Raw genomic sequence first — 24,175 nt, 5'->3', positions numbered from 1 at the left:
CTTACACGCCTTGCTTGAGCGAGGCGGAGATGAAGTCGTCGATGTCGCCATCGAGCACGCCCTTGGTATTGCCCGTCTCGAAACCGGTGCGCAAGTCCTTGATGCGGGACTGGTCCAGCACGTAGGAGCGGATCTGGTGCCCCCAGCCCACGTCCGTTTTCGAGTCTTCCAGCTTTTGCTGTTCGCTCATGCGTTTGCGCAGTTCATGCTCGTACAGTTTCGCTTTCAGCATTTCCATCGCTTCGGCGCGGTTGCGGTGCTGCGAACGGTCGTTCTGGCACTGCACCACGATGCCGGTCGGCGCGTGGGTCATGCGGACGGCGGAGTCGGTCTTGTTGATGTGCTGACCGCCGGCGCCCGACGCGCGGTAGGTATCGACGCGGATATCGGCCGGGTTGACGTCGATCTCGATCGAATCGTCGACTTCCGGATACACGAACAGCGACGTAAACGACGTATGGCGGCCGTTGGCCGAGTCGAATGGCGACTTGCGCACCAGGCGGTGCACGCCCGTTTCCGTGCGCAGGAAGCCGTAGGCGTGATCGCCCTCGACCTTCAAAGTGGCCGTCTTGATGCCGGCGACCTCGCCGTCGGACTGCTCGAGGATTTCAACTTTAAAACCCTTGCGTTCGCAATAGCGCAGGTACTGGCGCAGCAGCATCGAAGCCCAGTCCTGGGCTTCCGTGCCGCCGGCGCCGGCCTGGATGTCGATGAAGCAGTTGTTCGGGTCCATCGGATTGTTGAACATCCGGCGGAATTCCATGCTTTCGATGACCTTGCGGATTTCCTGCACGTCCTGCTCGATCGCTTCGAGCGTCTCGTCGTCGCCTTCTTCGCGGGCCATGTCGAACAGGTCGCGGGTGTCGCGCAGGTCGGCATCGGCCTTGGCCAGGGTGAAGACGATGGCTTCCAGCGCCTTCTTCTCCTTGCCGAGGTCCTGGGCGCGCTTGGGATCGTTCCAGACGGTGGGGTCTTCCAGCTCTTCGTTGACTTGCTCTAGTTTCTCCGACTTGACAGTGAAGTCAAAGATACCTCCGAAGTTCGGCTTCGCGGACCGTCAGGTCGTTGAGCAGGGCGGAGATGATATTGATGCGTTCGGCTTCCATAATGTTCTGGTCTTCTATGGTGAAATCAAACCTTGAATTATACGCGAGCGCGGCGCGTTTCCGCTGCCGCCGCGGCGCAATTGCCGCCGCGCGGGGCAATAAAATGCCGATTTTGCTGTATTTGCGACAATATTTTTGCCTTGAAGATGGCTGGCGTGCTGCGTATGATGCTGGCGATATTGTCTTTCCACAGGAATACATCATGCTTCAACTTCCCCGTCTCGCCCTGTTACCGCTGCTGCTGGCCGGCTGCGGCGCCTTGCCGCCCGCCGCCACGGGATCCGCCCCGGCGCCATCGGCCGCGCCGGCCGGCAGCAGCGCCACCCTGGCCCTGCTGGAGACGACGGACTTGCACGCGAACGTGCTCAGTTATGATTACTACAAGCTGCAGGCGGAGCCGTCGATCGGCCTGGAACGCACGGCGGCGCTGATCGCCCAGGCGCGCGCGCAATTTCCGAACAATCTGCTGCTCGACAACGGCGACACCATCCAGGGCACGGCCCTGGCCGACTACCAGGCCCTCGTGAAACCGCTGGCCTGCGACCAGACCCTGGCCATCTACAAGGCCATGAACTTGCTGAAAGTGGACGGCGGCGGCATCGGCAACCATGAATTCAACTACGGCCTGGCGTTTTTGAGCCAGGTGACGGGCAACCGCTTCGACGTCGACAGCGTCGATGCCGGCAAACCGCGCTGCGCCGGCCCCGCATTCCCGCAAGTGCTGGCCAACGTCTACAGCGCCAGGACGGGCAAGCCCCTGTTTGCGCCATATCACATCATCGACAAGCAGATCACGGCCACCGGTCCCGACGGAAAACCGGTGACCAGCAGCGTGAAGGTGGGCATCATCAGCTTCGCGCCGCCCACCATCATGGCCTGGGACAAGCGCTGGCTGGAAGGGCGCGTCTACACGCAGGGCGTGCGCGAGACGGCGGAAAAATTCATTCCCGAGATGCGCGCGAAAGGCGCCGAGCTGGTGGTGGCCATTTCGCACGGCGGTCTCGATGACAGCCCGTATTCGCCGACCATGGAAAACGGCAATTACTACCTGTCGCAAGTGCCGGGCGTGGACGCCATGCTGATCGGCCACTCGCACCAGCTGTTCCCGAACGCGGCCAGCACGGTGCCGCAGTTTAATCTGCCCGGCGTCGACAAGGCCCGTGGCTTGGTCAACGGCGTGCCCACCGTGATGGCCAATTTGTGGGGCAAGCACCTGGGCGTGATCGGCTTGCGCCTGCGCCATGACGGCAAGCGGTGGGTGGTCGACAAGAGCGCCACCACGGTGGAAGCGCGCGGCATCCAGAACGCGGACAAGAGTTATGTCACTCCCGATCCCGCCATCGCCGCACTGGTGGCCGAGGAGCACGCGGCCACCATCGCCTATGTACAGACACCGGTCGGCGCCACGGATTTCCGCATGTCGACGTATTTCGCCGACGTGGGCGACGTGAGTGCCATCGAAGTGGTAAACCAGGCGCAATCGGGCTATCTGGCCGCGTATGTGAAGGCGAACCTGCCGCAGTACGCGCACTTGCCCGTGCTGTCGATGTCGTCGCCGTTCAAGAGCGGCTCGGCGGGCGTATCCGACTACACGGACGTCAAGGCGGGCAACGTGGCGCTCAATAACGCGGCCGACCTGTATCTGTATCCGAACGCGCTGTACGGCGTGAAGATGAATGGCGCGGAGCTGAAAGCCTGGCTGGAGCAGTCGGCGCGGCGCTTCAACACCATCGACCCGAACAAGCTGGAAGCGCAGGAACTGGTCAACACGGCCCACCCGAGTTACAACTTCGACACGATCACCAGCGCCGCCGTGCGCTACCAGATCGACGTCACGCAGCCGCCGGGCCGGCGCATCCAGGGGCTCACCTACAAGGGCAAGCCCGTGGATTCCAGCCAGGAGTTCCTCATCGCGACGAATAACTACCGCGCCAGCGGCGGCGGCAATTTCCCTGGCCTCGACGGCAGCAAGACGGTGGTGGCCTCGCCCGACAACAACCGCGAACTGCTGATCGCCTATGTGACGCAAGAAAAAAACCTGACGCGGGCGAAAAACGGCGCGGCGCGCAGCTGGCGATTCGCCAGGGTTGCCACGAAAGGTCCGGTAGTGTTCCACTCGGCGCCGGGCGTGATCGAGCTGGCCAGGGCGGCCGGCATCGGCAACGTGACGCAGCTGAAGCCTGATGATGGCGCCGGCAAGGGCTTTGCGCTGTATCAAGTGGACCTGTCGAAATGAAGGCCTGGTTGTGCGTCGTCGCCCTGGCCGTATCGCCGCTGGCGGCGGCAGGGCAGGATCTCACGGCCCAGGCCAAGACCTTGATGCGCGCGGGAGCCGCGGCCCAGCCGCAGGCGCGCATCCTGTTCGAACGGGAGGCGGGGCAGGGCAGCGGTCCCGCCGCGTATTACCTGGGCCTGATGCACAAGAACGGCATGGGCGGGCCGCAGGACGGCGCCGCCGCGCTGCGCTGGCTGGAACTGGCCGCGCAACGGGGCGTGGCGCCGGCCATGTTCATCGTGGCGAACATGCTGCAGGATACCGACGAAGCCCGGGCGCGCTACTGGCTCGACGCCGCCTGCGACCTGGACTACCCGGAAGCGCTGCAGCAGAAATCCGTGGCCCTGGCCGAAGGGCAGATGGGCTACGCGCACAGCGAGGAGCAATCGTTCCTGTACCTGAAGATGGCCACGCATGCGATGGGGCACCGTCCGCCCGAGCCTTGAAGGCATGGCCGGCTGCCTGGGGCAGGCCTGGTGCAATTGGAATGTGTTGAAGGAATTGTTTGTTTTTGATCGGAAATATTAATTCTTCGTGGTAATTCCTACTGCTTATATTTTCTTTCAATAATTTGTTATTTGATGGTCATTATTGGCTTTTTTGAAAAATTGTATGGCAGTATTCGCCATATGGTTTTTTTATTAACTGGTTGATTCCGGGAGCCCGTGTGCAAAGTCAAATGATTCGCCAACAGAAAACAATGTTTCGCCATCGCCACAGCGGTGTGCCGTTCTTGCCGAGGAAAATGGCGCATGCCGTGCTGGGCATGTTTTGCCTGCTTGCCTCTTCCGCGATGGCGCAATTGCCAGCGCCCATCAAGCAGGGCCATCCGCGGCTATTCCTGAATCAAGCCAGTTTCGATGCGCTGAAACCGCAATTGCCGAATCTGCCGGCCGCGTTTCCCGCCGCAGGCGGCAGCATCAGCCTGGAGCTGTTCGCCGGGCGCAAGGATGCGCTCGATAGCGTCAACCAGCCGGTTTTTGGCGAATTCAGTCCGAGCCGCAACGGCTTTTTTATCCGCCACGTCGATTCCTACGATAGCCCGGCCGGTGCGGCGGGGGAAAGCCTCGGTTTTCAGGTCGGCTTCCAGGTCAATGGACTGGCCCAGTATCTGTCTGTCGCCAGGATCGATTTAAAACCCGATGTCTGGTCGAACATCCAGTTGTCATGGAATAGCCAGACCCATAAAATTGACTTGAGAGTCAATGGCGTTGCCGTGCCCATGGGCTGGAGAACGGTCGACGGCACCGGCGCCACGCCACCGATGGAATGGAAGGCGGATGGGCAGATCAGCAGGATAGGCATGCGGCGCAATGAAACCATGCGCAATTTCCGTTTGCTCGATGGCGCTGGCCATGAATTGTGGCAGGCACCGGCGATGGATGCTTTGCTCAATAAGGCCTGGTACGGCTTCATGGAGCGTGTCGACGGACGGGTGGCCACGCTTCAGGCCTGTCCGCTGATTCCCCCTGCCAGCGGCGTGCCGGACGTGTGCAACGTGGCTACCGGCAGCCGCGGCACGATTTATGAAACTGCGCAGATGCTGGCCATGGCCTACCGCCTGACGGGCAATGCGAAATATCTGGATGGCGCCCTGAATTACCTCGACAAGCTGCTGGTGACGCCCGCCGTGGCCGGCGGCGAGTGGTCGTCGGGCGGACGGGTGGGCGCCATGGGCATCCTGTACGACTGGCTGTTTGCCGAAACGGGCGCGCGCGCCGTGCCCGACGCCGTGGGTTTCGGCACCTACCGCGACCTGACGGCGCAGCGAATCAAGGAAACGATCGCCGCCGATACGGGCAAGGGGCACGAGAATCTGTTTGTCTCGATGTGCGGCTATCAGCAGTTATATATCACCAGCACCAGTTTTGATTGTAAGAAGAAGCCCGTGTATGAACATTGGGACCGCAGCGAATCGAAGCCGTCCATCGCCGGTTTCTATATCAGCGGCCACCCGTTCAGCGCCGTCAATAATGTCACCGTCGGCTTGCTGGCCATCGTCGACGAGCATCCGGAAGTGTTGCCGATGATTGAAACATCGTATGCGCACTACGAAAAGGGCTTTCTTGCGGCACGCGCCCTGATTTCGGTCGACGGCGGCCACCATATGGGCTTTGCCTATGGCGTATCGAGCATTCCCGAGCGCCTGCTCCTGTGGCGCAGCGCGCTGGAAAGTACGGGGGCGGCGCCCCTGTTGCAGGCCGATTGGCAAGCCAGGCTGATTTATCCGTATATCTACGGCTTGCGCCATGACGGCAGCTTTCCCGCCAGCGGCGACAATTTCACGACGCCGCTCGGCAGCACATTGATCGGACAGCTGGCGCTGGGCGCGGTGACGGATACGGCCGATGGCGTGGCCGGGAAGTTTTATCGCGAGCATGTCGTGGCGTCGCGCAGCGCGCACGATGCCCTGATACTGGAACGGCTGCTGTGGCCCGTTCAACTGCCGGCGGCGCCGCTGGAATCGCTGGAACTGTCGCGCCATTTCAGGACGTCGGGCCAGGTGCTGATGCGCGATACCTGGGACTATGCGAATGCCACGCTGCTGGAATTCAAATCGACTTCCTTTATCGCGGAAAATCACCAGCACTTCGACCAGAACAGTTTTTCGCTCAATTACAAGGCGCCGCTGCTGCTCGACACGGGCTTGTATGAAGAATATGGCAGCAACCACTGGTGGAACTACTACACGCGCAGCATTGCCCACAATACGCTGCTGATATTCGACAAGAACGAGCGGTTCACGCGCGGAGACAGGGAATTCAGCAATGACGGCGGCCAATGGTTCTATGCGCCGAGACAGGGCTATCCGACGATCGAGGAAATCAGCCCTGCGGGCCCGAATGCGCTCGACGGCATCATCCGTTACGAAAATACGCCGCAGTACACCTACACCAGCGGCAATGCAAGCAAGGCCTATGCGTCCAGCAAGCTCGATATGGCCAACGGTTTCGTGCGCAATGTGCTGTTCCTGCGCTCGCCATCGTTCTGGGGCAAGCCGGTCACTGTCGTCTTCGACAGCGTGCGCAGCAAGCAGGCCTTGCCGGCGACCTTCCTGCTGCACACTGCAAATGATCCCGTATCGGGCGCGCCGGGCGTGACGGCGCTGGGCAATGGCCAGTACCAGCTGGGCTACAACGCGGGCCAGGAGCGCATCGTCACCATTCGCAATGGCGGCGGCATGCTGACGGCGCAGACGATCCTGCCGCTCAATGCCAGCGTGCGCAAGGTGGGCGGTGCGCAGGAGGGGGGCAATGGCTGTGCGCAGACCGATCTCGAAACGGGCGCCGTTGCCGCCAACGGCGCCGATTGCCGCTTCACCGTGCGCCGGCGCCAGGCCGATGGCAGTTATCTGTGGCGCAATCAGACGCCGCTGGTCAGCAAGCAGCAATCGTGGACCAGCGATATCGGCGCCTGGCGCCTGGAAGTGGCGGCGCCCGCGGCGCCCGCCCTGAACGCGCCCGAGTACTTCCTGCATGTGCTGGCCGTTGCCGACAATGACGGCGGCACGGGGCCGGCCGCTGCGCCGAGCGCGATACGCCTGCCGGCGGCAGCCAACACGGAGGCACTGCTGCTGGGCGGGCAGTTGCACGCCTTGTTCAACCGCGAAGTGGCGCCCGCCGCCCGCATGGACTGGGTCTCGACCCAGGCCGGCGGCGCCATCCTGGCTACCGGACTGAAACCGGGCGCGCACTACGCGTTGACGTCGGCGCCGGCGGCCGGCGGCTACGCCTGGAGCCTGGCCGAAGCGGCCGATGGCGCCGGGACGCATCAGAGTTCGGACCAGGGCGTGCTCAGCATCGAGTAAGCCGCTTGCCCGGCGGCCGGGTCAAGCCTGAGCGTCTTTTTTAGGCTTGGCCCGCAAACTGGCCGCCGCCTCGCCGATGGCAAACGGGTCGCGCGACAAAATGGCCGCGCCCAGGTCGACCAGTCTGGCCGCCGCGACTATGGCGGCCTTGACGTCGGCGATGCGCTTGAGCTGTTGCTTGCCCCTGGCGATGGCGCCGTCGATATCGACGCGCGCCTGCTCGGCGCCTTCGGCCGTCAGGTAAATGCCATAGGCGCGGAACAGGGCCACCATCTGGTCCAGGTGGTTTTCATATTGCTCCAGCAGCGCGCGCTCGTCCGGCGCCAGCGCTTCCCGTTCGCGGATGCGCAATTCCAGCACCAGGCTTGACGCCTGCGCCAGGCTGTCGGCGATGGCGTAGCTTTGCTCTTTCGTCAGTTCGGTCAGGGGGGACATGGGATTCTCCGGTGGGCCTGCCATTTACCAGCGGGCCGGGGCATAGAAGGCCGCTTGCCGCTGCAGTGTTTCGACGTCGCGTGAAAACCGCGCCAGTTGCCGTTCCAGTTCGGGCGCCTGCAGGCGGTCGAGATTGGCCCGCAGGGCGGCCACGCTCGCCTGCAGCGCATCGACGGCGGCGACGTAGGCGGCGGCGATCTTTTCCCTTTCCTGCAACTGCCGGCCTTCCAGGTGCAAGCGCGTGCGGATGTAGTTGGCGGCCAGCGGTTCGCGCGGCGCGGCGTTATCGACGGCGCCGCGCAGCAGGGCCAGGTCGCGCAATTCATCCTGCAAGCCGGCGCGGTAGCCGCGCAGCGCATACTCCTTGAGCGCATTGCCGACGATATCGATGGCTTCCTGCTCGTCGAGCAGTTCGCGCAGGGCCGATTTCTGCAGGCGCTGCGTGGCCAGGCGGCTCAGGTGCTCGCTCAGCTTGACGACCTTGGACAGCTTGTCCGCATCGAGCAGGGGCGCGCTGGCGCCCGGCTGCGCCAGGCCGCCCAGCGCCTCGCCGAGCCCGCCAAACTCTTCCTTGTAGACGGGCAGCTTGTCGTCGGCCAGCGCCGCCAGCGTGTGCGCATAGCGCAACAGGACGTCGTTCAGGCTGGCGACCGACGCGCTGGCCTGCGCGAGGGCGGCGCAATCGGCGCGCGCCGCCTGTTCGCTGGCTTGCGCATCGAAACGCTCGGCCAGGATCAAACGCTTGCGCATGGCTTTGTCCATGCAGCTGTGGACGCCGCCCGCCAGCATGGGCTCGAAGTGAACCGACATCTTTTGCGTCTGTTCGGCAAAGGTGCGCACGGGCGCCAGATCGGTGGCGCAGCCGCCCAGCAGCAGGCTGGCGCCAAGCAGCAGGGGGAAGAGGGATGATGTCGACGGGCGCTGCATATGGCCTCCATGCGGTAGCAGTGGCTGACGGGTCCGGCGCGCACGCGCTGGCATGGCCGACATTAGCATGCTGAGGAGTAGCAGTATTGCGCCAGATCAGCTCGCTGTCGAAGTCGCCTGGCCGTCCCGTATCGGCGGCAGGGCTGTTGCCGAATGGCGCAGGTGCGCCAATTTGCGCCATATTTTCCTTACAAAAGACTGACATCGGACGGGTAATGCGGTCTTTTTCGCATGTTGCGACGCGTCATATGTAGTTGTTGCTGGTGCATGTTTACTCACCTACAATGATTTATCGATGGGGCGGTTATCCAGCGTACGACTATAAAAATAAGTGGCATTAAAAACGTTGTATTAGAGGAGATGACAATGAATTTGAAACAGAAATTGCTCGTGGCAAGTTTGGTTTTGGGTTTCTCGCAGGCGGCCGTCGCAGCCGACCCCATCAAGATCGGCGTGTCCGGTCCGTTTACGGGCGGTTCCGCGCCGATGGGCGTGTCGATGCGCGACGGCGTCAAGCTGGCCGTCGCGGAAATCAATGCCAAGGGTGGCGTACTGGGCCGTTCCTTGCTGCTGATCGAGCGCGATGACGAAGCGAAGAACGAACGCGGCGTGCAGATCGCCCAGGAACTGATCAACAAGGAAAAGGTCGCCGCCACCGTCGGCTACATCAATACGGGCGTGGCCCTCGCTTCGCAGCGCTTCTACCAGGAAGCGAAAATTCCCGTCATGAACAATGTGGCGACGGGTTCCATCGTCACCAAGCAATTCGCCGACCAGCCGGAAAACTACATCTTCCGCAATGCGGCCAATGACACCATCCAGTCCGGCATGATCGTGCATGAGGCGATCGAGAACCGCAAGTTCAAGAAAGTGGCGATCCTGGCCGACTCCACCAACTATGGCCAGCTGGGCCGTGAAGACCTGGAAAAGGCGCTCGACAAGAAGGGCATCAAGCCCGTCGCCGTTGAAAAATACAACATCAAGGACGTCGACATGACGGCCCAGCTGCTGAAAGCCAAGCAGGCGGGGGCGGAAGTCGTGCTGACCTACGGCATCGGCCCGGAACTGGCGCAGATCGCCAACGGCATGGAAAAACTGGGCTGGAAAGTGCCGCTGATCGGCAGCTGGACCCTGGCCATGGGTAACTTCATCGACAACGCGGGCAAGAACGGCAATGGCACGCGCATGCCGCAAACCTTCATCCAGGATGCCAGCACGCCCAAGCGCAAGGCCTTCATCGACGCCTACGTGGCCGCCTACAAGCCGTCGGGCGGACGCATGCCGTCGGCCGTCTCGGCTGCGCAAGGCTACGATTCCATCTACCTGCTGGCCGCGGCCTTCAAGCAGGCGGGCGGCACGGATGGCCCGAAAGTGCGCGCCGCGCTGGAAAACCTGAGTGAAAAAGTGGAAGGCGCCGTCACCACCTACAACAAGCCGTTCAGCAAGACCAACCATGAAGCGATCACGGCCGAGCTGACCGTGTTTGGCGAAGTCAAGGACGGCAAAGTCGTCCTCGCGAAATAAGCCTGGCAGACATTCGCCGCGCAGTGGCCAGCCTTGAGGAATCAGGACTGGCCATTTTTTTATCCTCCATCCTTCGGGGAATACCATGGAAATCTTCCTGCAGCTCGTCTTCAGCGGCATCGCGCTGGGCATGATCTATGCCGTCATCGCCTTCGGCTACCAGCTGACCTTCGCGACATCGGGCACCCTCAACTTCGGCCAGGGCGAATCCCTGATGCTGGGCGCGCTCGTGGGCCTGTCCCTGGTGGGCACCATCCACGGCGGCCCGTACATGAGCTACCTGCTGATGATCCCCATCGTCATCGTCTTCGGCGCCTTGCAGGGCGTGTTCGTCGAATGGATAGGCGTGCGGCCCGCCATCAAGATCAAGTCCGAATTCGGCTGGATCATGTCGACCATCGCGCTGGCCATCATTTTCAAGAACGTGGCGGAAAACATCTGGGGCAAGGATGACCTGATGTTCCCGTCGCCGCTGTCGGCCGCGCCGTTCCAGGTGTTTGGCGCCAACGTGCAGCAGATGCAGGTGGCCGTCATCGTCGGCGCGCTGGCCATCATGCTGGCCGTCGAAGTGTTCAACCGCAAATCCATCTACGGCAAGGCCGTCGTGGCGACGGCCAACGACCGCGACGCGGCCGGTTTGATGGGCATCAACACGGGCATGGTCATCACGTTTTCGTATGCGCTGTCGTCGGCCACGGCCGCCTTTGCGGGCGTGCTGGTGGCGCCGCTGACCCTGACGGGGGCCACCATGGGCGCCTCGCTGGGCCTGAAAGCGTTTGCCGTGGCCATCATCGGCGGGCTGACCTCGGGCGTGGGCGCCATCGTGGGCGGCCTGATCCTGGGCATCGCGGAAACGACCACCGGCTATTACATCTCCACGGGCTACAAGGAAGTGCCAGGCCTGCTGCTGTTGCTGCTGGTACTGGCCGTCAAGCCGTCCGGCCTGTTCGGCAAAGCCGCGATCAAGAAAGTCTGAGGACCACATGAACAAGAAAATCACCATGCTGGCGCTGAGCGCGGCGGGACTGGCCGCGCTCGCGCTGTTCCCCATCGTCATCCCGAACCCCTATTACATCCACCTGGCCGAGACCATCCTGATCTACGCCATCCTGCTGTTCGGCCTCGATATCGTCGTCGGCTACACGGGGCAGGTGTCGCTGGGCCACGCCGGCCTGTTCGGCATCGGCTCGTACGTGACGGGCGTGCTGGTGTTCAAGCTGGGCGTGTCGTTCTGGCTGGCCATCCCCGCCAGTATCGCGGGCGCGGCCCTGTTCGGCGCCATCCTGGCCTTGCCGGCCCTGCGCGTGACGGGACCCTACCTGGCCATGGTGACGCTGGCCTTCGGCACCATCGTGCAAATCCTGATCAACGAGATGAGCTTCCTGACGGAAGGGCCGATGGGCATCAAGATTCACAAGCCCGTCCTGTTCGGCCACAAACTGACGGAAGTGGAGTACTACTACATGGTCGCCGCGCTGCTGGTGATCTCGCTGGTGGTGGTGCACCGCATCCTGAAGTCGAACCTGGGCCGTGCCTTCGAGGCGCTGCGCGACAGCCCCATCGCATCGGACTGCATGGGCGTGTCCGTCTACCGCTACAAGGTGTATGCCTTCGTCATCAGCGCCGGCTTCGCGGGCCTGGCCGGCAGCCTGTATGCGTATTCGGAAGAGTATATTTCGCCGAATACCTATAACTTCGAGCTGACGATCCTGTTCCTGCTGGCCGTCATCATGGGCGGACGCAAGACGCGCTCGGGCGCGCTGATCGGCGCCCTGATCGTCGTCATGCTGCCCAGCCTCTTGTCGGACATCGAATTGTTCCGCAAGATCGCCGTCTCCGCCGCCGTGCTGGGCGTGATCGGTTCCGCCTTCATGCTGGCGAAAAAGCGCTCGACCGTGCGCGGCGTGCTCGTGCCCCTGGTGGCCACCATCGGCCTGGCCGCGTATTCTTACAAGCTCGACAACATGGTCGACTGGCGTCTGACCATCTTCGGCCTGATGACCTTATTTGTCGTGTACTACCTGCAGGACGGCATCGTGGGCTTTTTGATGAGCTTTATCGGCAAGGGCCGGCGCCATGTGCAAGCCGTCGCTTCGCACGGCGTGGCGCCGTTTGATCATGCGCAAGGCGGGCAGCAGGGCGCCACCCTGCTGCGCGTGGAGCAGGCCCTGATGCAGTTCGGCGGCCTGAAAGCGCTGAACCAGGTGGACCTGAACGTCACGCAGGGCTCCGTGCACGGCTTGATCGGGCCGAACGGCTCGGGCAAGAGCACGATGATGAACGTGCTCACGGGGATCTACAAGCCGACGGCGGGCAAGGTGGAATTTGCCGGCGCCGTCATTTCCGGCCGCACGCCGTCCGAAATCGCCCTGGGCGGCGTGGCGCGCACCTTCCAGAACGTGCAGCTGTTCGGCGAGATGACGGCCACCGAGAACGTGCTGGTGGGCTTGCACAACACATTCAAGTCGAACGTGCTGGACGTGATGCTGCATACGCCCCGCTACAAGCGCGAAGAGAAGGCCGCGCGCGAGCGGGCCGCCAGCATCCTGGAATTCGTCGGCCTGGCGGACCTGGCCAACGAAGAGGCGCGCAATCTGCCGTACGGCAAGCAGCGGCTGCTGGAAATCGGCCGCGCGCTGGGCCTCAACCCCCGTTTGCTGCTGCTCGACGAACCGGCGGCGGGCCTGACGGCGCCCGACATCAAGGAACTGATGGCCATCATCCGCAAGATCCGCGAACATGGCATCACCATCATCCTGATCGAGCATCACATGGACGTGGTGATGGCCCTGTCGGACGTGGTGACGGTGCTGGACTTCGGCCAGAAGATCGCCGAGGGCGCGCCCGCGCTTGTCCAGAGCGATCCGAAAGTGATCGAAGCCTACCTGGGCGGCAGCGCCGACACCCTGAGCCCCGCGGCGCACTGAGAGGAAGACCATGCTGACCATTCATAATCTGCACGCCGCCTACGGCAAAGTCGAAGTCCTGCACGGCATTTCGCTCGACGTCCCGAAGGGCAAGCTGGTGACCCTGATCGGCTCGAACGGCGCCGGCAAGACCACCACCATGCGCGCCATTTCCGGCATGCTCAAACCCAAATCCGGCAGCGTCACCCTGGGCGGCAAGGATGTCACGGGGCTCGATTCGCACCGCATCGCCCGCGCGGGACTGGCCCATTCGCCGGAAGGCAGGAGGGTATTCGCCTCGATGTCGGTGACGGACAACCTGCTGCTGGGCGCTTTTCCCCGTTTTACGCGGGCGCGCCCGAAAGGCGACATCAAGGGCGACCTGGACAAGGCGCTGGAACTGTTCCCCCGCCTGAAGGAGCGGCGCGACCAGCTGGCCGGCACCTTGTCGGGCGGCGAGCAGCAGATGCTGGCCATGGCCCGCGCCGTGATGCTGAACCCGGAAGTGATCCTGCTGGACGAGCCCTCGATGGGCCTGGCGCCGATATTGGTGGAAGAAGTCTTCCGCATCATCACGCGCTTGAAGGCCGAGGGCGTGACCATGCTGCTGGTCGAACAATTCGCCGCCGCCGCCCTGAACGTGGCCGATTACGGCTACGTGCTGGAAAACGGCAGCATCTCCGTGCACGGGCCGGCGGAAAGCCTGAAAAACGATCCGAAGGTGATCGCGGCCTACCTGGGCGGCGGGCACTGAAGCTGGCTTGACAATGCGCTTGCTGCGCATTGTCAAATCCTCTACACTGCGCGCTCCCGTACCCGCAGTGTAGAAAAGGCATCATGCGCAGCGCCAGCCCGACTTTCCCTCTCCTTTTTCTGCTCTTGCCGGCCGCTGCCTGCGCCGACGAGGCGCCGCTGCAGAAAGTTGAAATTACCGCCGCCAGCGGCCTGCAGCAGCGGCGCGACGACACGGCCGCGAAAATCATCGTCAGCCGCGACGATCTTGCCCAATATGGCGACGCCAGCCTGGCGGCGGCCCTGAAGCGCCAGCCCGGCGTGTCCGTCGTCGGCAGCGAGGTGCGCATGCGGGGCCTGGGCGCCGGCTACACGCAGATGCTGATCAACGGCGAACCGGCGCCACCGGGTTTTTCCATCGAATCGATCGCGCCCGAGATGATCGAGCGTATCGAGATTTTACGCAGCGCGACGGCCGAATACAGCATGCAGGCCGTCGCCGGCAGCATCAACGTGGTCTTGCGCAAGGGTGCCAGCGGCGCCGAGCGCGAATGGAAACTGGGTGCGGGGCGGCAGGATGGCCGCTGGCAGCCTGCCGCATCGCTGCGCGTGGCGGACAAGCTGCCCGGTTTCGCCTACGCGCTGACGGGGGCGGTCGAGCGCACGGCCGATGACGTGGCGGGCGGCACGACTGAAACGACGTCCGGGCCGGCCGGCACGCCGCTGGCGCTGCGCGACACGCGCACGCGCAATGCCTCGTCCGTCAACAAGGCCAGCCTGACGCCGCGCCTGCACTGGACCCTGGACAAGGGCGACACCGTCACCTGGCAAAGCCTGCTGGACTGGTACCGCACGGGATTTGACGGCGTGGCCAGCGAAACGGTCTTGCTGGGCATGCCCACGGCGTATCCGCGCAATGGCGCCACCTCGCAAGCGAGCGTGTTTTCCGCGCGCAGCGACGTGAGCTGGTCGCACGCGCTGGGGGCGGCGGGCAAGCTGACGGCCAGACTGGGCGTCAACCACAACCGGCGCGACACGGATTACGCGTTTCATGGCGATGCGGCCGATGGCGCGCCCCTGCTGCTGCGCGGCGTGGTCTCCGACGCCGTCGACGACAGCGTCAACAGCAGCGGCAAATACCTGGGCCGGCTGGGCGGCGGGCACGCCCTGAGCCTGGGCTGGGACGGCAGCCTGATACGCCGCAGCGAGTCGCGCCGCCAGCGCGACACCTATCTTGCCGGCGGCGCGCCGTACGCGCTCGATGAGGATTACACGGCCGACGTGCGGCGCCTGGCCCTGTATGCGCAGGATGAGTGGGACGTGACGCCGCGCCTGCAAATGTATGCGGGCGTGCGCTGGGAGGGCTTGCAGACGGCGACCGAGGGCCGCACCCTGAGCGAGGTGCGCACGCAGGCCAAGGTCTGGAGCCCCGTGGCGCAGCTGCTGTGGAAGCTGCCGGAGCAGGAACGCGACCAGCTGCGGCTGGCGCTGGCGCGCACCTACAAGGCGCCCGCCACGCGCAACCTGGTGCCGCGCCGTTACACCATCAACAATGGCAACAGCGCCAACAATCCCGATTTCCAGGGCAATCCCGACCTGCGCCCGGAACTGGCGTGGGGGCTGGACGCGGCCTGGGAAAGCTATTTCGGCAAGAGCGGCGTGGCCAGCCTGTCGGGCTACGCGCGGCGCATCAGCGACGTCACCGTGCAGCGCTTGTTCCAGCGCGATGGCCTCTGGACGGCCAGCCCGTTCAACAACGGCACGGCCACGGTGCGCGGCATCGAGATGGATGTGAAGTTCCCCTTGCGCACCTGGTGGGCGCAGGCGCCCGACCTCGACGTGCGCGCCAACGCGGGGCGCAACTGGTCGAGTGTCGCCGCCGTGCCGGGTCCCGGCAACCGCCTGGCCAGCCAGGTGCCGGCCACGCTCAACCTGGGACTCGATTACCGGCTCTCGCCTGGGATGAGCATGGGCGGCAATCTGCACGTGCAGACGGGCGGCCTGGCGCGGCTCGATGCGCATGCCAGCAGCGATGCGGGCGTGCGGCGCACCCTGGACGCGTATGCGCTGTGGCAGCCGGACGCGAAGACACGCGTGCGCCTGTCGGCGGCCAACCTGCTGCGCCAGCAGCAGCTGCAAGGGCAATCGTATGTGGATGAGGAGGGCCGCAGCGACAGCGTGACGCGCATCGATGGCAGCGCGTCGCTGCGCCTGATGGTCGAGCGCAGCCTTTAGGTATCAGTGCCTGGTCGGCTTTTCCTGCTGCACCAGGATGAACGGGCTGACGACGACGGCCCACAGGGCCGCATCGGCCGCCTGCCAGTCCAGCGCCTGCTGGTCGGAGACCTTGGCGACCTTGCCGTCGGCCATCCATTGCGTGATGGTGGCCTTGTCGTCGTGCGAGATGCGCACGGCCACTTCGACCAGGTCCAGTTCATTGGCGACCCAGACGACGTTGCCCTGGGCGAAGTGCTTTTCCAGCTCGCTCCAGGCCAGGCGGGCCGTTTCGCTGTTCACTTTGAGGCGCAGTTCGGTGTCTTTTTCAGGATTGGTTTGCATGTGAGATCAGGTTGCGGTGAGTCGGGTGCCGTGCCGCGCAGCTATCCTGGGAGGATTTCCACGCGCGGCGTCGGCGTACCCCGCCATGTTAACCGATAGGCGGCGCCTTTGCGAACATTGCCCACCAGGGCGGGGCGGAAGCAGGCCAGGTTGGTGCCGCCGGCGTGCCGCACGCTGGGGAAGATCACGCCCATGGAACCCGCGTCGAGCAGGATGGCGGCCAAGTCTTGCGAGGCGATGTAGCTGGCCGGGTCCAGGCAAGCCTGGTAGCGCTGCTGGCCGCGCAAGTCGTGGAAGCTGGCGGAAAAATCGGCCAGCAGCGACTGGTAGCTGACGCTGTCGTCGAAATAGTCGATTTCCTGGTATTCCACGGTCTTGTGGAAAATGATCTCGGCCAGCGCCGTTGTCATGTCGAAGGCGCAATACCAGGCGCCCCGCTCGCCATCGTTGAAACGCGCCCCTTCCGGGCGGGCATACGTGTAGGCGGCATTGATGATGCGAAAGTTCGGCACGCCAAAAACCAGTTCGTCCACGCCAATTCCTGGCGCGCCGCCGTACTCGGCCACCAGGCGCGCATTCGTCGCGTTATCGAGTTCGAACAGCTCGCGCAGGTGGCCGTCGTCCTCGGCCAGCGGCGCCAGCACGGAATCTTCCATGTCGGCGAAGCGCGAGGGAATCAGGCGGCAGGTGTCGATCTGGCGCAGGGCGGCCAGCGGCGGCAGGTGGGCATGCGGGGTGGCAGGCACGATTACAGCCCTCCGCGGCGCGCGTCGAGCAGCTTGCGCACGGTCTGCATGGCCAGCAGACCGCCTGCCAGCATCTGCGACAACGGCGTGCGGCCGCCAAACACGGGGTTCTTGTTGGGTAAACTTACCCATTCGTCGGCCAGCTTGTCGCCATACAGGATGTGCAAGGCTTTATAAATGCCCAGCAAATACGAAATGCGCGTGATGCGGTCCACTTCCAGCACGCGGTCCGGGTGCTTTTTCCACTCGTACCAGGCGCTGCTGGACAGGCCGCCCAGCAGTTCGCGCGCATCGTCGTCGCGCAACTTCCAGGCGGCGGCCAGCTTGAAGAAGCCTTTCAGGGCCGCTTGCGACAAGCGTTCGCGCTCGGCCTTGGCGTTCAGGTCCACGAGGATGGCCGGCTCGAAGCGGCTCTTGGGGTAGGCGTAGGCGAGATTCATGGGATGTCCTTCAATAAAACTCTGTTTATGGACTATATATACTCCTTTTCTGGATTCGCTGCAAGGGCCGCGCGCATGAAAAACGGGGCGCAGGGGACGTGTGTCCCGCTGCGCCCCGTTGGCAGGCCGCGTTGCGGCAGTCTATTTTGCCGTGACGCTCACCGGCACGGTCAGCTGCGCCGTCAAGCCGTTACTGTCCAGCGCCACCACCTTCAGCGTATAGCTGCCGGCCACCGGTTGCGGCCAGTAGGCGGTGATGGTCAGGCCGCTCATGGAAAACTGCATGCCCAGCGGCGCGCCGTCGATCGAGATCCGCAGCCAGGTTGCACCAGGCGCCGTCAGCACGATGCTGCCGCTCATGGCCTTGCCCGCTACGCCCGTCATGGGGGCGGCGCTGATCGTGGGGCCGGCGGCGGCGATTTTTACCGTGGCCACGGCCTTGCCCGTCAAGCCCGTTTTCGTATCTTTGGCGGTGACGGTCACGCTGTAGCTGCCCAGCACGGGCTTGGCCCAGCTGACGACGCCGGCGGCGCTGATGGCCATGCCGGACGGTGCGCCCGACAGGCTGTACGTGACGGCGTTGGGCGCCACCGTCGTGGCCGTGAACGACAGGGCCACACCGGGCTTGCCGCTGACGCTGGCGACCGTCACCACGGGCGGCAGCGGGGCGGCGATGGCCACCGTGTAGAGACCTTTGCCGCTCAGGCCCGTCTTGGTATCCTTGGCCGTCACGGTGACGGCATAGGTGCCCGCCACGGGGGCGGCCCAGCTCACGAGGCCGGCGCTGCTGATGGACATGCCGGCCGGCGCGCCGGCGAGCGCGTAGCTGACGGGATTGGCGGCCGTGACGCTGACATTGAACGCCAGCGCCGTGCCCACCTTGCCCGTGATGGCGCCAGCGGCGACGACGGGCGGCGCGACGGGGGCGATGACGATGCTGTACACGCCCTGGCCGGTCAGGCCGCTGACGCTATCCCTGGCCACCATGGTCACGGCATACGTGCCTGCCACGGGGGCTGTCCAGCTGACCACGCCCGTGGCGGCAATGCTCATGCCGGCCGGCGCGCCCAGCATGGTGTAGCTGAGTGGATTGGACGCGGTGGCCGAGACGGTGAACGACAGCGGCTTGCCGGCCGTGCCGCTGATGCCGGCCGGCGCCACGACGGGGGCGGCGGGGGCGATCTGCGTGCCCGACAGGCTGGCCAGCAGGCTTTTGACGTTCGGCGTGCCCAGGCCGCCCAGCGGGTCATAGCCGATCCTGGCCGTGCACACGCTGCAGGTGCCGTTGCTGCCCCGCGTGATGTCGGCAAAGCTGCTGGCAAAGGTGCCGGGCACGGTGGCGATCTGGCCGTACAGCATGCTGTGCGGCAATCCGAGCGCCGTTTTCGCCTGCAGCGCGCGGCTGGCGTTGGCGATGGCGATCAGGCCGGCCCATTGCGGCGTGGACAGGCTGGTGCCGCCGATGCTTAGCCAGCTGGCGGTGCTGCTGCCGGGCGCCATCACGGCCGTGTACTGGCCCGTGGCGGGGTCGGCATTGAAGGCCACGTCGGCCACATTGCGCCGCAGCAGATTGGTCAGGCCGGGCACGCTGGCCGTCTGGTAGGTGGGCAGGGCCGTGTAGGCGCTGATGCCGCCGCCCGTGCCGGACCAGGCTGCTTCGCTGCGCACGCCGCTGCCGCTGTAGCTGAGCGTGGTGCCGCCCACGGCCAGCACGTTGGACGAGACGGAAGGCCAGGACACGCCGCTGCCCGAATCGCCCGTGGCGGCCAGGTAGCTCATGTTCTTGCCCGTGAAGGCGCTGTCGACGGAAGCCGTCCAGCTGCCTTCGGCGGCGCCAAAACTCATCGAGACGACGCCAGGGCCCATCAGGTTGGCCAGGCGCACGGCGCCCAGCAGGCTGTTGACGGACGCATCGGGCGCCTCGATCAGCACGATGCGCGCCAGCGGCGCCGTGGCATGCGCCCATTGCACATCGAGCGCGATTTCCATGGCCCAGCCCGAGTTATAGGCGGGCGCGGTGGCCGTCATGGTGCTCGATGGCGTGTTGTAGACAACAGAAAATTCACAGCCGCTGGCCGGGGCGGGCGGCAGGGGCAGGGTGGCATTCGTGGCGATGGCCTTGGTGGTGCAGCCGGGCAAGCCGAATTTCTGGTTGAAGATGGCCAGTTCGGCGGCCGCGTTCGGGTTGTGCATGGCGTCGACGATGTAGATCGTCTGCCCCGCGCCCAGTTGGGCCGCCTGGGCCGGCGTCAGCGCCGTGCCTGCCGCCGGCAGGGCGGGCAGGTCGTAGGCGGCGCGGATTTGCGCGGGAGAATAGGTGGCTACCACGCTGCTGCCGGCCATGGGGGCGGCCGGGCCTGAGCCGTCGCTGGCCAGCGGCGCGATATCCTGTGCCGTCTGTTCCGCGACGGCGATTTTTTGCGCCGTCAGGCGGCGCGTGCTCATGTCCGTCATGGCGCCGGGCACGTTCTGCAAGTGCGGGCGCCAGTGGGCCGAGCCGCTGCTGTTGGCGCTGTCGCGCCCGTCTGGCGCATCGAGCAGGGCGGGGGCAGCATGGAACATCGGTTGCACCACCAGTGCGCCGACGGCGGCGGGAATGACGGGTACCTCGACATTGAAATGGGTCGCCGCCGTGGCGATGGCGGCAGGCGGCGCCGAGGTCTCCTGGCCGGGACCGCAGGCGCCCAGCACGAGCGCGGCAGTCGCGCCCAGCAGCAGGCGCCCGTGACGGGAATGCTGGGGGATGATTTTTTTCATGGCGAAACTCTCCGAGTTGGGCGAGGGCCACATCTCGACAATGCATCCAGGCCTGGCGCCGCGCTCTGGCGGTCCCGGTCCTGGGCATTGGCAGCCCCGCTGCCGTGGCGCTTGCGCGCGGTAGGCCGGTGGCTTTGCGTCCCCGCCTTTCGACGGGTTTGCCCTCAGAACTGATCATGCATCTTCAGGATTAGCTGATGCGTTATCGATTCTAGCGAATACGACAAATAAGTGTTAACTATTTTCAATCAATATTTTTATTTTTGCAATAAAATGTGGCGAATTTGCCTATTGTCAGGTGGAATCTTGTCAGCTTTATTAAGACTTAAAAGCAAGGTTATCAGAGGCTTATCGATGGGTGACAGTGTTTTTTCACGGTAACGGTGCTTGTGTCGCCTGATATTTTAACGAATTTGTCAAATATACCGATTTTACGTCAATCTTCGAACGTCATGCCCTGATACGGCGCTGCGCGGCACGCCGCCAGCCGCTGCGCCAGGCTGCCCGCATGGGCTTCCAGCTGGTGGCCGTCCGGGTCGAGGAAATACAGGGAATCGCCGGCGCTGCTGTTTTGCTGCCATTCCGCCACGCCAGCCGTGCGCAGGCGGGCGGCAAAGGCGGGAAAATCGTCCTGCGAAATGGAAAACGCATAGTGCGTATAGGCGGGGCTGGCCAGCGCAGCTGTGTCCTGTCCATCCAGCGACAGGCACAGCCACAAATCCCCGGCCGACAGGTAGGCGCCCCGGTCCCAGCGCGCATGCAGGCGCAGGCCCAGCAGGTCGCGGTAAAAGGCGACGCTGCGCGCCACGTCGCGCACGGACAGGGTGAGGTGGTTCAGGCCGGTCAACATGGTGCTGGATAACTTTCAGGTGGTGTGAATCGCTGTTCCTGCCGTCGCTGTGGTTTGGTGCGACATTGTTTCACGTAAACATGAGACATAGCAATAAGACCACAAAATTCGCAACGCCTGACAGAACCGTAGCGAGCGGAAGGGAGAGGCGGTCGAGAAGCGCAACCGTACTTCTAGTACGGTGAGCATCGCAGGCGGCCTATACCAACGCGCAGTAGGTACTGTCAGGTGTCACTACGCAGGCTCGGCGTGCTCCACCATGAGCTGCACCTTGGTCGTGCCATTGTATTCATTCGCATCGAGCCGGAAGGCGACCCTTGTCCGTTCGCCCAGGGCGTCCGTATGCCCGAACCAGATGGCATCGAAGCGCACGCCGTTCTTTTCCAGCAACAGTTTCAAATGGCGTTCTTTTAAGATGCGCTGGCTGACGACGCGGAATTCGTCGCAGAAGACGGGCGGGGCGAAGCCCTGGCCCCACACCTGGCCATCCATCAGCTCGATGAAGGCCGTCGTGTAGTAGGCGTCCTCCAGCGGGCCGTCCGTTTCCACCACACGTTCCAGCTGTTGCTGGCTGAGCCAGGCCTGGCCCACGGCTTCGAACGCTTGCGAAAACGCCTCGAAGGCGTCGGCGCGGATGGTCAGGCCCGCCGCCATGGCGTGGCCGCCGAACTTGTCGATCAGGCTCGGCGCCCGTTTCGACACGAGGTCGAGCGCGTCGCGCAAGTGAAAACCGGGAATCGAGCGTCCGGAACCCTTGATCCAGCCATCGGCGCCCGGTGCGAAGGTAATCGTCGGGCGGTAGAATTTTTCTTTCAGGCGCGAAGCGACGATGCCGATCACGCCCTGGTGCCAGGATTCGTCAAACACGCTGATGGTGCTGCTGTTGGCCGGTTCGAAATCGTCGAGGTGCAGCAGGGCCGTATCCTGCATTTCCGCCTCGATTTCGCGCCGCTTCAGGTTGATGTCGTTCAATTGCTGGGCCAGCGCCCAGGCGCGGCCCTCGTCGTCCGTGACCAGGCATTCGATGCCCAGCGACATGTCCTGCAGGCGGCCGGCCGCATTCAGGCGCGGTCCCAGGGCAAAGCCCAGGTCGAACGGCGTGGCGCTGCGCGCTTCGCGGCCCGCCACGCGGAACAGGGCGGCCACGCCCGCGTGCATATTGCCCTTGCGCATGCGCTTGAGGCCTTGCGCGACGAGGATGCGGTTGTTGGTATCGAGGCGCACCACGTCGGCCACCGTGCCCAGCGCCACCAGGTCGAGCAGGTTGTCGAGCTTGGGTTGCGTTTGCGCATCGAAGATGCCGCGGCGGCGCAGCTCGGCCCGCAGGGCCAGCAGCACGTAGAACACGACGCCCACGCCCGCCAGGTGCTTGCTGGGGAAGCCGCAGGCGGGCTGGTTCGGGTTGACGATGACGGCCGCGTCGGGCAGGGTGTCGGCCGGCAAATGGTGGTCGGTGACGACGACTTGAATGCCGCGCCGGTTCGCCTCGGCCACGCCGTCGATGCTGGCGATGCCGTTGTCGACGGTGATGATGATGTCGGGCGACTTTTCGCGGGCAGTGAGCTCGACGATTTCCGGCGTCAGGCCGTAGCCGTACTCGAAACGGTTGGGCACGATGAAATCGACGTCGGCGCCCATGGCGCGCAAGCCGCGGATGGCCACGGCGCAGGCGGTGGCGCCGTCGCAATCGTAGTCGGCCACGATGACCATGCGTTTCTTGGCGGCAATTGCGTCGGCCAGGAAGACGCCGGCCGCGCCGATGTGCAGCAAGCCGGACGGCGGCATCAGGGCCGCCAGTTCGCTCGACAGTTCTTTCGCATCGGACAGGCCGCGTGACGCGTACAGCCGGGCCAGCACGGGATGGATGCCGCCCTGGCGCAGCAATTCGGATTCGCGGTAAGGGCAGGGACGGGTGGCGATGCGGGTACGGGTCATGATGCTTTCAACTTGTTCAGGGTCATCGCGCGCCAGAATTTGCGCTGCGCATGCTTGCTGGTGGTGACGTCGAGCCAGGCGTCGCGGTGGCTCAGCACCAGGCGCAGCTGTCCCAGGCGGCCATCTTTGAGGGCCGCCAGCAGGGGGGCGAACCAGTCCGCTTCCAGCGCTTGCAATTGCTGCAGCCACATGCCCCATTCCTGGGCCTGCGCCGCTTCGATCAGGCCGCCCGGCACGACGATGGCGTCCCGCTGGCTTGCCAGCACACTGTTTAGACTGGCATCGCGCTGCGCCGGTTCCGCCAGCGCGGCCAGCCAGCCCGGCGCGTCCCGGGTATGCAGGCTGGCGGCGCAGCGGGGAGCTTGCGCCGTGGCGACGCTGGCGCCCCAGATCCAGAACGCATTGACGGCTTTCAAGCCCCGTTCCTCGCGCGCCGCATTGACCGGATGTTCATGCCACAGCATCTGCACTTCATTTTGCAAACGGCGCGCGGCGCGCGCGTGCTCGCCTTCCGGCATCCACACGGACAGGTCTTGCGTGGTGGCGGCATCCGGCGTGGCGCACTGCAAGTCGGACCAGCCATCGGCGCGCATGAACCAGGTGCCCGCGTCGCCATATGCCAGCGGCTGGCCGATTTCGTCGAAATACGGGGCCGCGATGTCGAACAGGGCGCGGCTTTCCGCTTCGCCCAGCTTGAGCTGGCGCAACTCATCGAGGCTGATATGGCTGCGGGCAATGGCCAGGTGGGCCGGATGCAGCAGGAAATAGCGCCCGCCCGGTTCCGGCACGAGGCCGTAGCCGCGCATGGCCTGGGCCGCAAAGGCCGCGTGCGCCGCTTCGCCGTTGGGCGCGGGCGACAGGGTCAAGGCGTGCGCCAGCCACGCTTCGTGCGGCAGCAGGCGGCTGGCGTTGTCAAAAGTTTCTAAATGGCAAGTGGACGTGCGCGACAGCAGGGCCGCCAGCGCGGGCGCCTGCAAGACCTTGAGCAGGTCGGCAGCCAGTTCGGCATTGGGCAAGGCGAAGGGCAGGACGAGGGTAAGTTGATTCATCCCGAGATTGTAGGCGATTGTGGCGCCGCGCGAGAAGGGCGCATGGTTTTTTTGCCGCGGGCGGCATCGTTTGCCGGCGCGTCAGACTTTCTCTTAATGCAATAAAACGATCCGCGCGCAGCTGTG

General features: G+C 64.4%; 19 protein-coding genes and 1 riboswitch. Of the genes, 8 read left to right on the top strand and 11 right to left on the bottom strand.

The annotated features are described in order from the left end of the window. Position 1: 1 nt before the first annotated feature. Both prfB and AC07X6_RS20945 read right to left on the bottom strand, forming a co-directional pair. A protein-coding gene (gene prfB, locus AC07X6_RS20950; protein WP_139143151.1) for a peptide chain release factor 2 occupies positions 2-1,106 on the bottom strand; the annotation gives its coding sequence in 2 pieces (ribosomal slippage) (positions 2-1,024 and positions 1,026-1,106; 1,104 coding nt in all). Further along, positions 1,023-1,310, bottom strand: coding sequence for a hypothetical protein (locus AC07X6_RS20945; RefSeq protein WP_230539647.1), 288 nt, complete (start codon positions 1,308-1,310; stop codon positions 1,023-1,025). Before AC07X6_RS20945 ends, prfB begins: the two co-directional genes overlap by 84 nt. Between AC07X6_RS20945 and AC07X6_RS20940 the strand changes: the two genes are divergently transcribed. The 3 genes from AC07X6_RS20940 (at position 1,309) to AC07X6_RS20930 (ending at position 7,189) form a co-directional block, all read left to right on the top strand. Further along, positions 1,309-3,342, top strand: a complete 2,034-nt coding sequence (locus AC07X6_RS20940; RefSeq protein WP_494792235.1) for a bifunctional 2',3'-cyclic-nucleotide 2'-phosphodiesterase/3'-nucleotidase — start codon at positions 1,309-1,311, stop codon at positions 3,340-3,342. The genes AC07X6_RS20945 and AC07X6_RS20940 overlap by 2 nt on opposite strands. Continuing rightward, complete coding sequence (locus AC07X6_RS20935) at positions 3,339-3,827, top strand: tetratricopeptide repeat protein (RefSeq protein ID WP_494792234.1); 489 nt, start codon at positions 3,339-3,341, stop codon at positions 3,825-3,827. The genes AC07X6_RS20940 and AC07X6_RS20935 overlap by 4 nt, the downstream gene beginning before the upstream one ends. 254 nt (positions 3,828-4,081) lie before the next feature. After that, a complete protein-coding gene (locus tag AC07X6_RS20930; RefSeq protein WP_494792233.1) occupies positions 4,082-7,189 on the top strand; it encodes a heparinase II/III domain-containing protein in 3,108 nt (1,035 codons plus the stop codon). 21 nt (positions 7,190-7,210) lie between these two features. Here the strand turns inward: AC07X6_RS20930 and AC07X6_RS20925 are convergent, their stop codons facing one another. Together AC07X6_RS20925 and AC07X6_RS20920 are read right to left on the bottom strand one after the other, a co-directional pair. Continuing rightward, positions 7,211-7,624, bottom strand: coding sequence for a hypothetical protein (locus tag AC07X6_RS20925; RefSeq protein ID WP_494792232.1), 414 nt, complete (start codon positions 7,622-7,624; stop codon positions 7,211-7,213). 24 nt (positions 7,625-7,648) lie between these two features. Further along, positions 7,649-8,551, bottom strand: a complete 903-nt coding sequence (locus AC07X6_RS20920) for a hypothetical protein (RefSeq protein WP_494792231.1) — start codon at positions 8,549-8,551, stop codon at positions 7,649-7,651. A gap of 366 nt (positions 8,552-8,917) precedes the next feature. On the opposite strand from AC07X6_RS20920, the gene AC07X6_RS20915 reads away from it, so the two are divergent. From AC07X6_RS20915 to AC07X6_RS20895, 5 genes are all read left to right on the top strand, one after another. Further along, complete coding sequence (locus AC07X6_RS20915; protein WP_230539506.1) at positions 8,918-10,075, top strand: ABC transporter substrate-binding protein; 1,158 nt, start codon at positions 8,918-8,920, stop codon at positions 10,073-10,075. A gap of 85 nt (positions 10,076-10,160) precedes the next feature. Then, positions 10,161-11,051, top strand: coding sequence for a branched-chain amino acid ABC transporter permease (locus AC07X6_RS20910; RefSeq protein ID WP_010398938.1), 891 nt, complete (start codon positions 10,161-10,163; stop codon positions 11,049-11,051). Positions 11,052-11,058: 7 nt separating this feature from the next. After that, a complete protein-coding gene (locus AC07X6_RS20905; protein WP_230539507.1) occupies positions 11,059-13,002 on the top strand; it encodes a branched-chain amino acid ABC transporter ATP-binding protein/permease in 1,944 nt (647 codons plus the stop codon). A gap of 10 nt (positions 13,003-13,012) precedes the next feature. Further along, complete coding sequence (locus tag AC07X6_RS20900; RefSeq protein ID WP_494792230.1) at positions 13,013-13,735, top strand: ABC transporter ATP-binding protein; 723 nt, start codon at positions 13,013-13,015, stop codon at positions 13,733-13,735. An 83-nt stretch (positions 13,736-13,818) separates the two neighbouring features. Continuing rightward, on the top strand, positions 13,819-15,948 hold the full coding sequence (locus AC07X6_RS20895; protein ID WP_494792229.1) for a TonB-dependent receptor plug domain-containing protein: 2,130 nt from the start codon (positions 13,819-13,821) through the stop codon (positions 15,946-15,948). 3 nt (positions 15,949-15,951) lie between these two features. On the opposite strand, the gene AC07X6_RS20890 is transcribed toward AC07X6_RS20895, so the two are convergent. The 7 genes from AC07X6_RS20890 to AC07X6_RS20860 form a co-directional block, all read right to left on the bottom strand. Beyond that, positions 15,952-16,272: a DUF2288 domain-containing protein gene (locus AC07X6_RS20890; RefSeq protein WP_070254191.1), complete on the bottom strand. Its 321-nt coding sequence runs from the start codon at positions 16,270-16,272 to the stop codon at positions 15,952-15,954. Positions 16,273-16,313: 41 nt separating this feature from the next. After that, a complete protein-coding gene (locus AC07X6_RS20885) occupies positions 16,314-17,018 on the bottom strand; it encodes an RES family NAD+ phosphorylase (protein ID WP_494792228.1) in 705 nt (234 codons plus the stop codon). Between the two features lie 2 nt (positions 17,019-17,020). Continuing rightward, positions 17,021-17,458: an MbcA/ParS/Xre antitoxin family protein gene (locus AC07X6_RS20880; RefSeq protein WP_086148046.1), complete on the bottom strand. Its 438-nt coding sequence runs from the start codon at positions 17,456-17,458 to the stop codon at positions 17,021-17,023. Between the two features lie 141 nt (positions 17,459-17,599). Continuing rightward, on the bottom strand, positions 17,600-20,215 hold the full coding sequence (locus tag AC07X6_RS20875; RefSeq protein ID WP_494792227.1) for a S53 family peptidase: 2,616 nt from the start codon (positions 20,213-20,215) through the stop codon (positions 17,600-17,602). A gap of 86 nt (positions 20,216-20,301) precedes the next feature. Then, a riboswitch (cyclic di-GMP riboswitch) is annotated at positions 20,302-20,388 on the bottom strand. A 263-nt stretch (positions 20,389-20,651) separates the two neighbouring features. Then, on the bottom strand, positions 20,652-21,065 hold the full coding sequence (gene fos, locus AC07X6_RS20870) for a fosfomycin resistance glutathione transferase (protein ID WP_494792226.1): 414 nt from the start codon (positions 21,063-21,065) through the stop codon (positions 20,652-20,654). Between the two features lie 234 nt (positions 21,066-21,299). Then, entirely contained in the window at positions 21,300-23,000 is a 1,701-nt protein-coding gene (recJ, locus tag AC07X6_RS20865; RefSeq protein ID WP_494792225.1) for a single-stranded-DNA-specific exonuclease RecJ, read from the bottom strand. Then, positions 22,997-24,049, bottom strand: coding sequence for a hypothetical protein (locus AC07X6_RS20860; protein WP_494792224.1), 1,053 nt, complete (start codon positions 24,047-24,049; stop codon positions 22,997-22,999). Before AC07X6_RS20860 ends, recJ begins: the two co-directional genes overlap by 4 nt. Positions 24,050-24,175: the final 126 nt, after the last annotated feature.

Source organism: Janthinobacterium sp. GW460-12-1-14-LB5 (assembly GCF_059423585.1).
The sequence above is the reverse complement of the archived record's forward strand: the minus strand, read 5'-3'. Positions and strand labels throughout refer to the sequence as shown.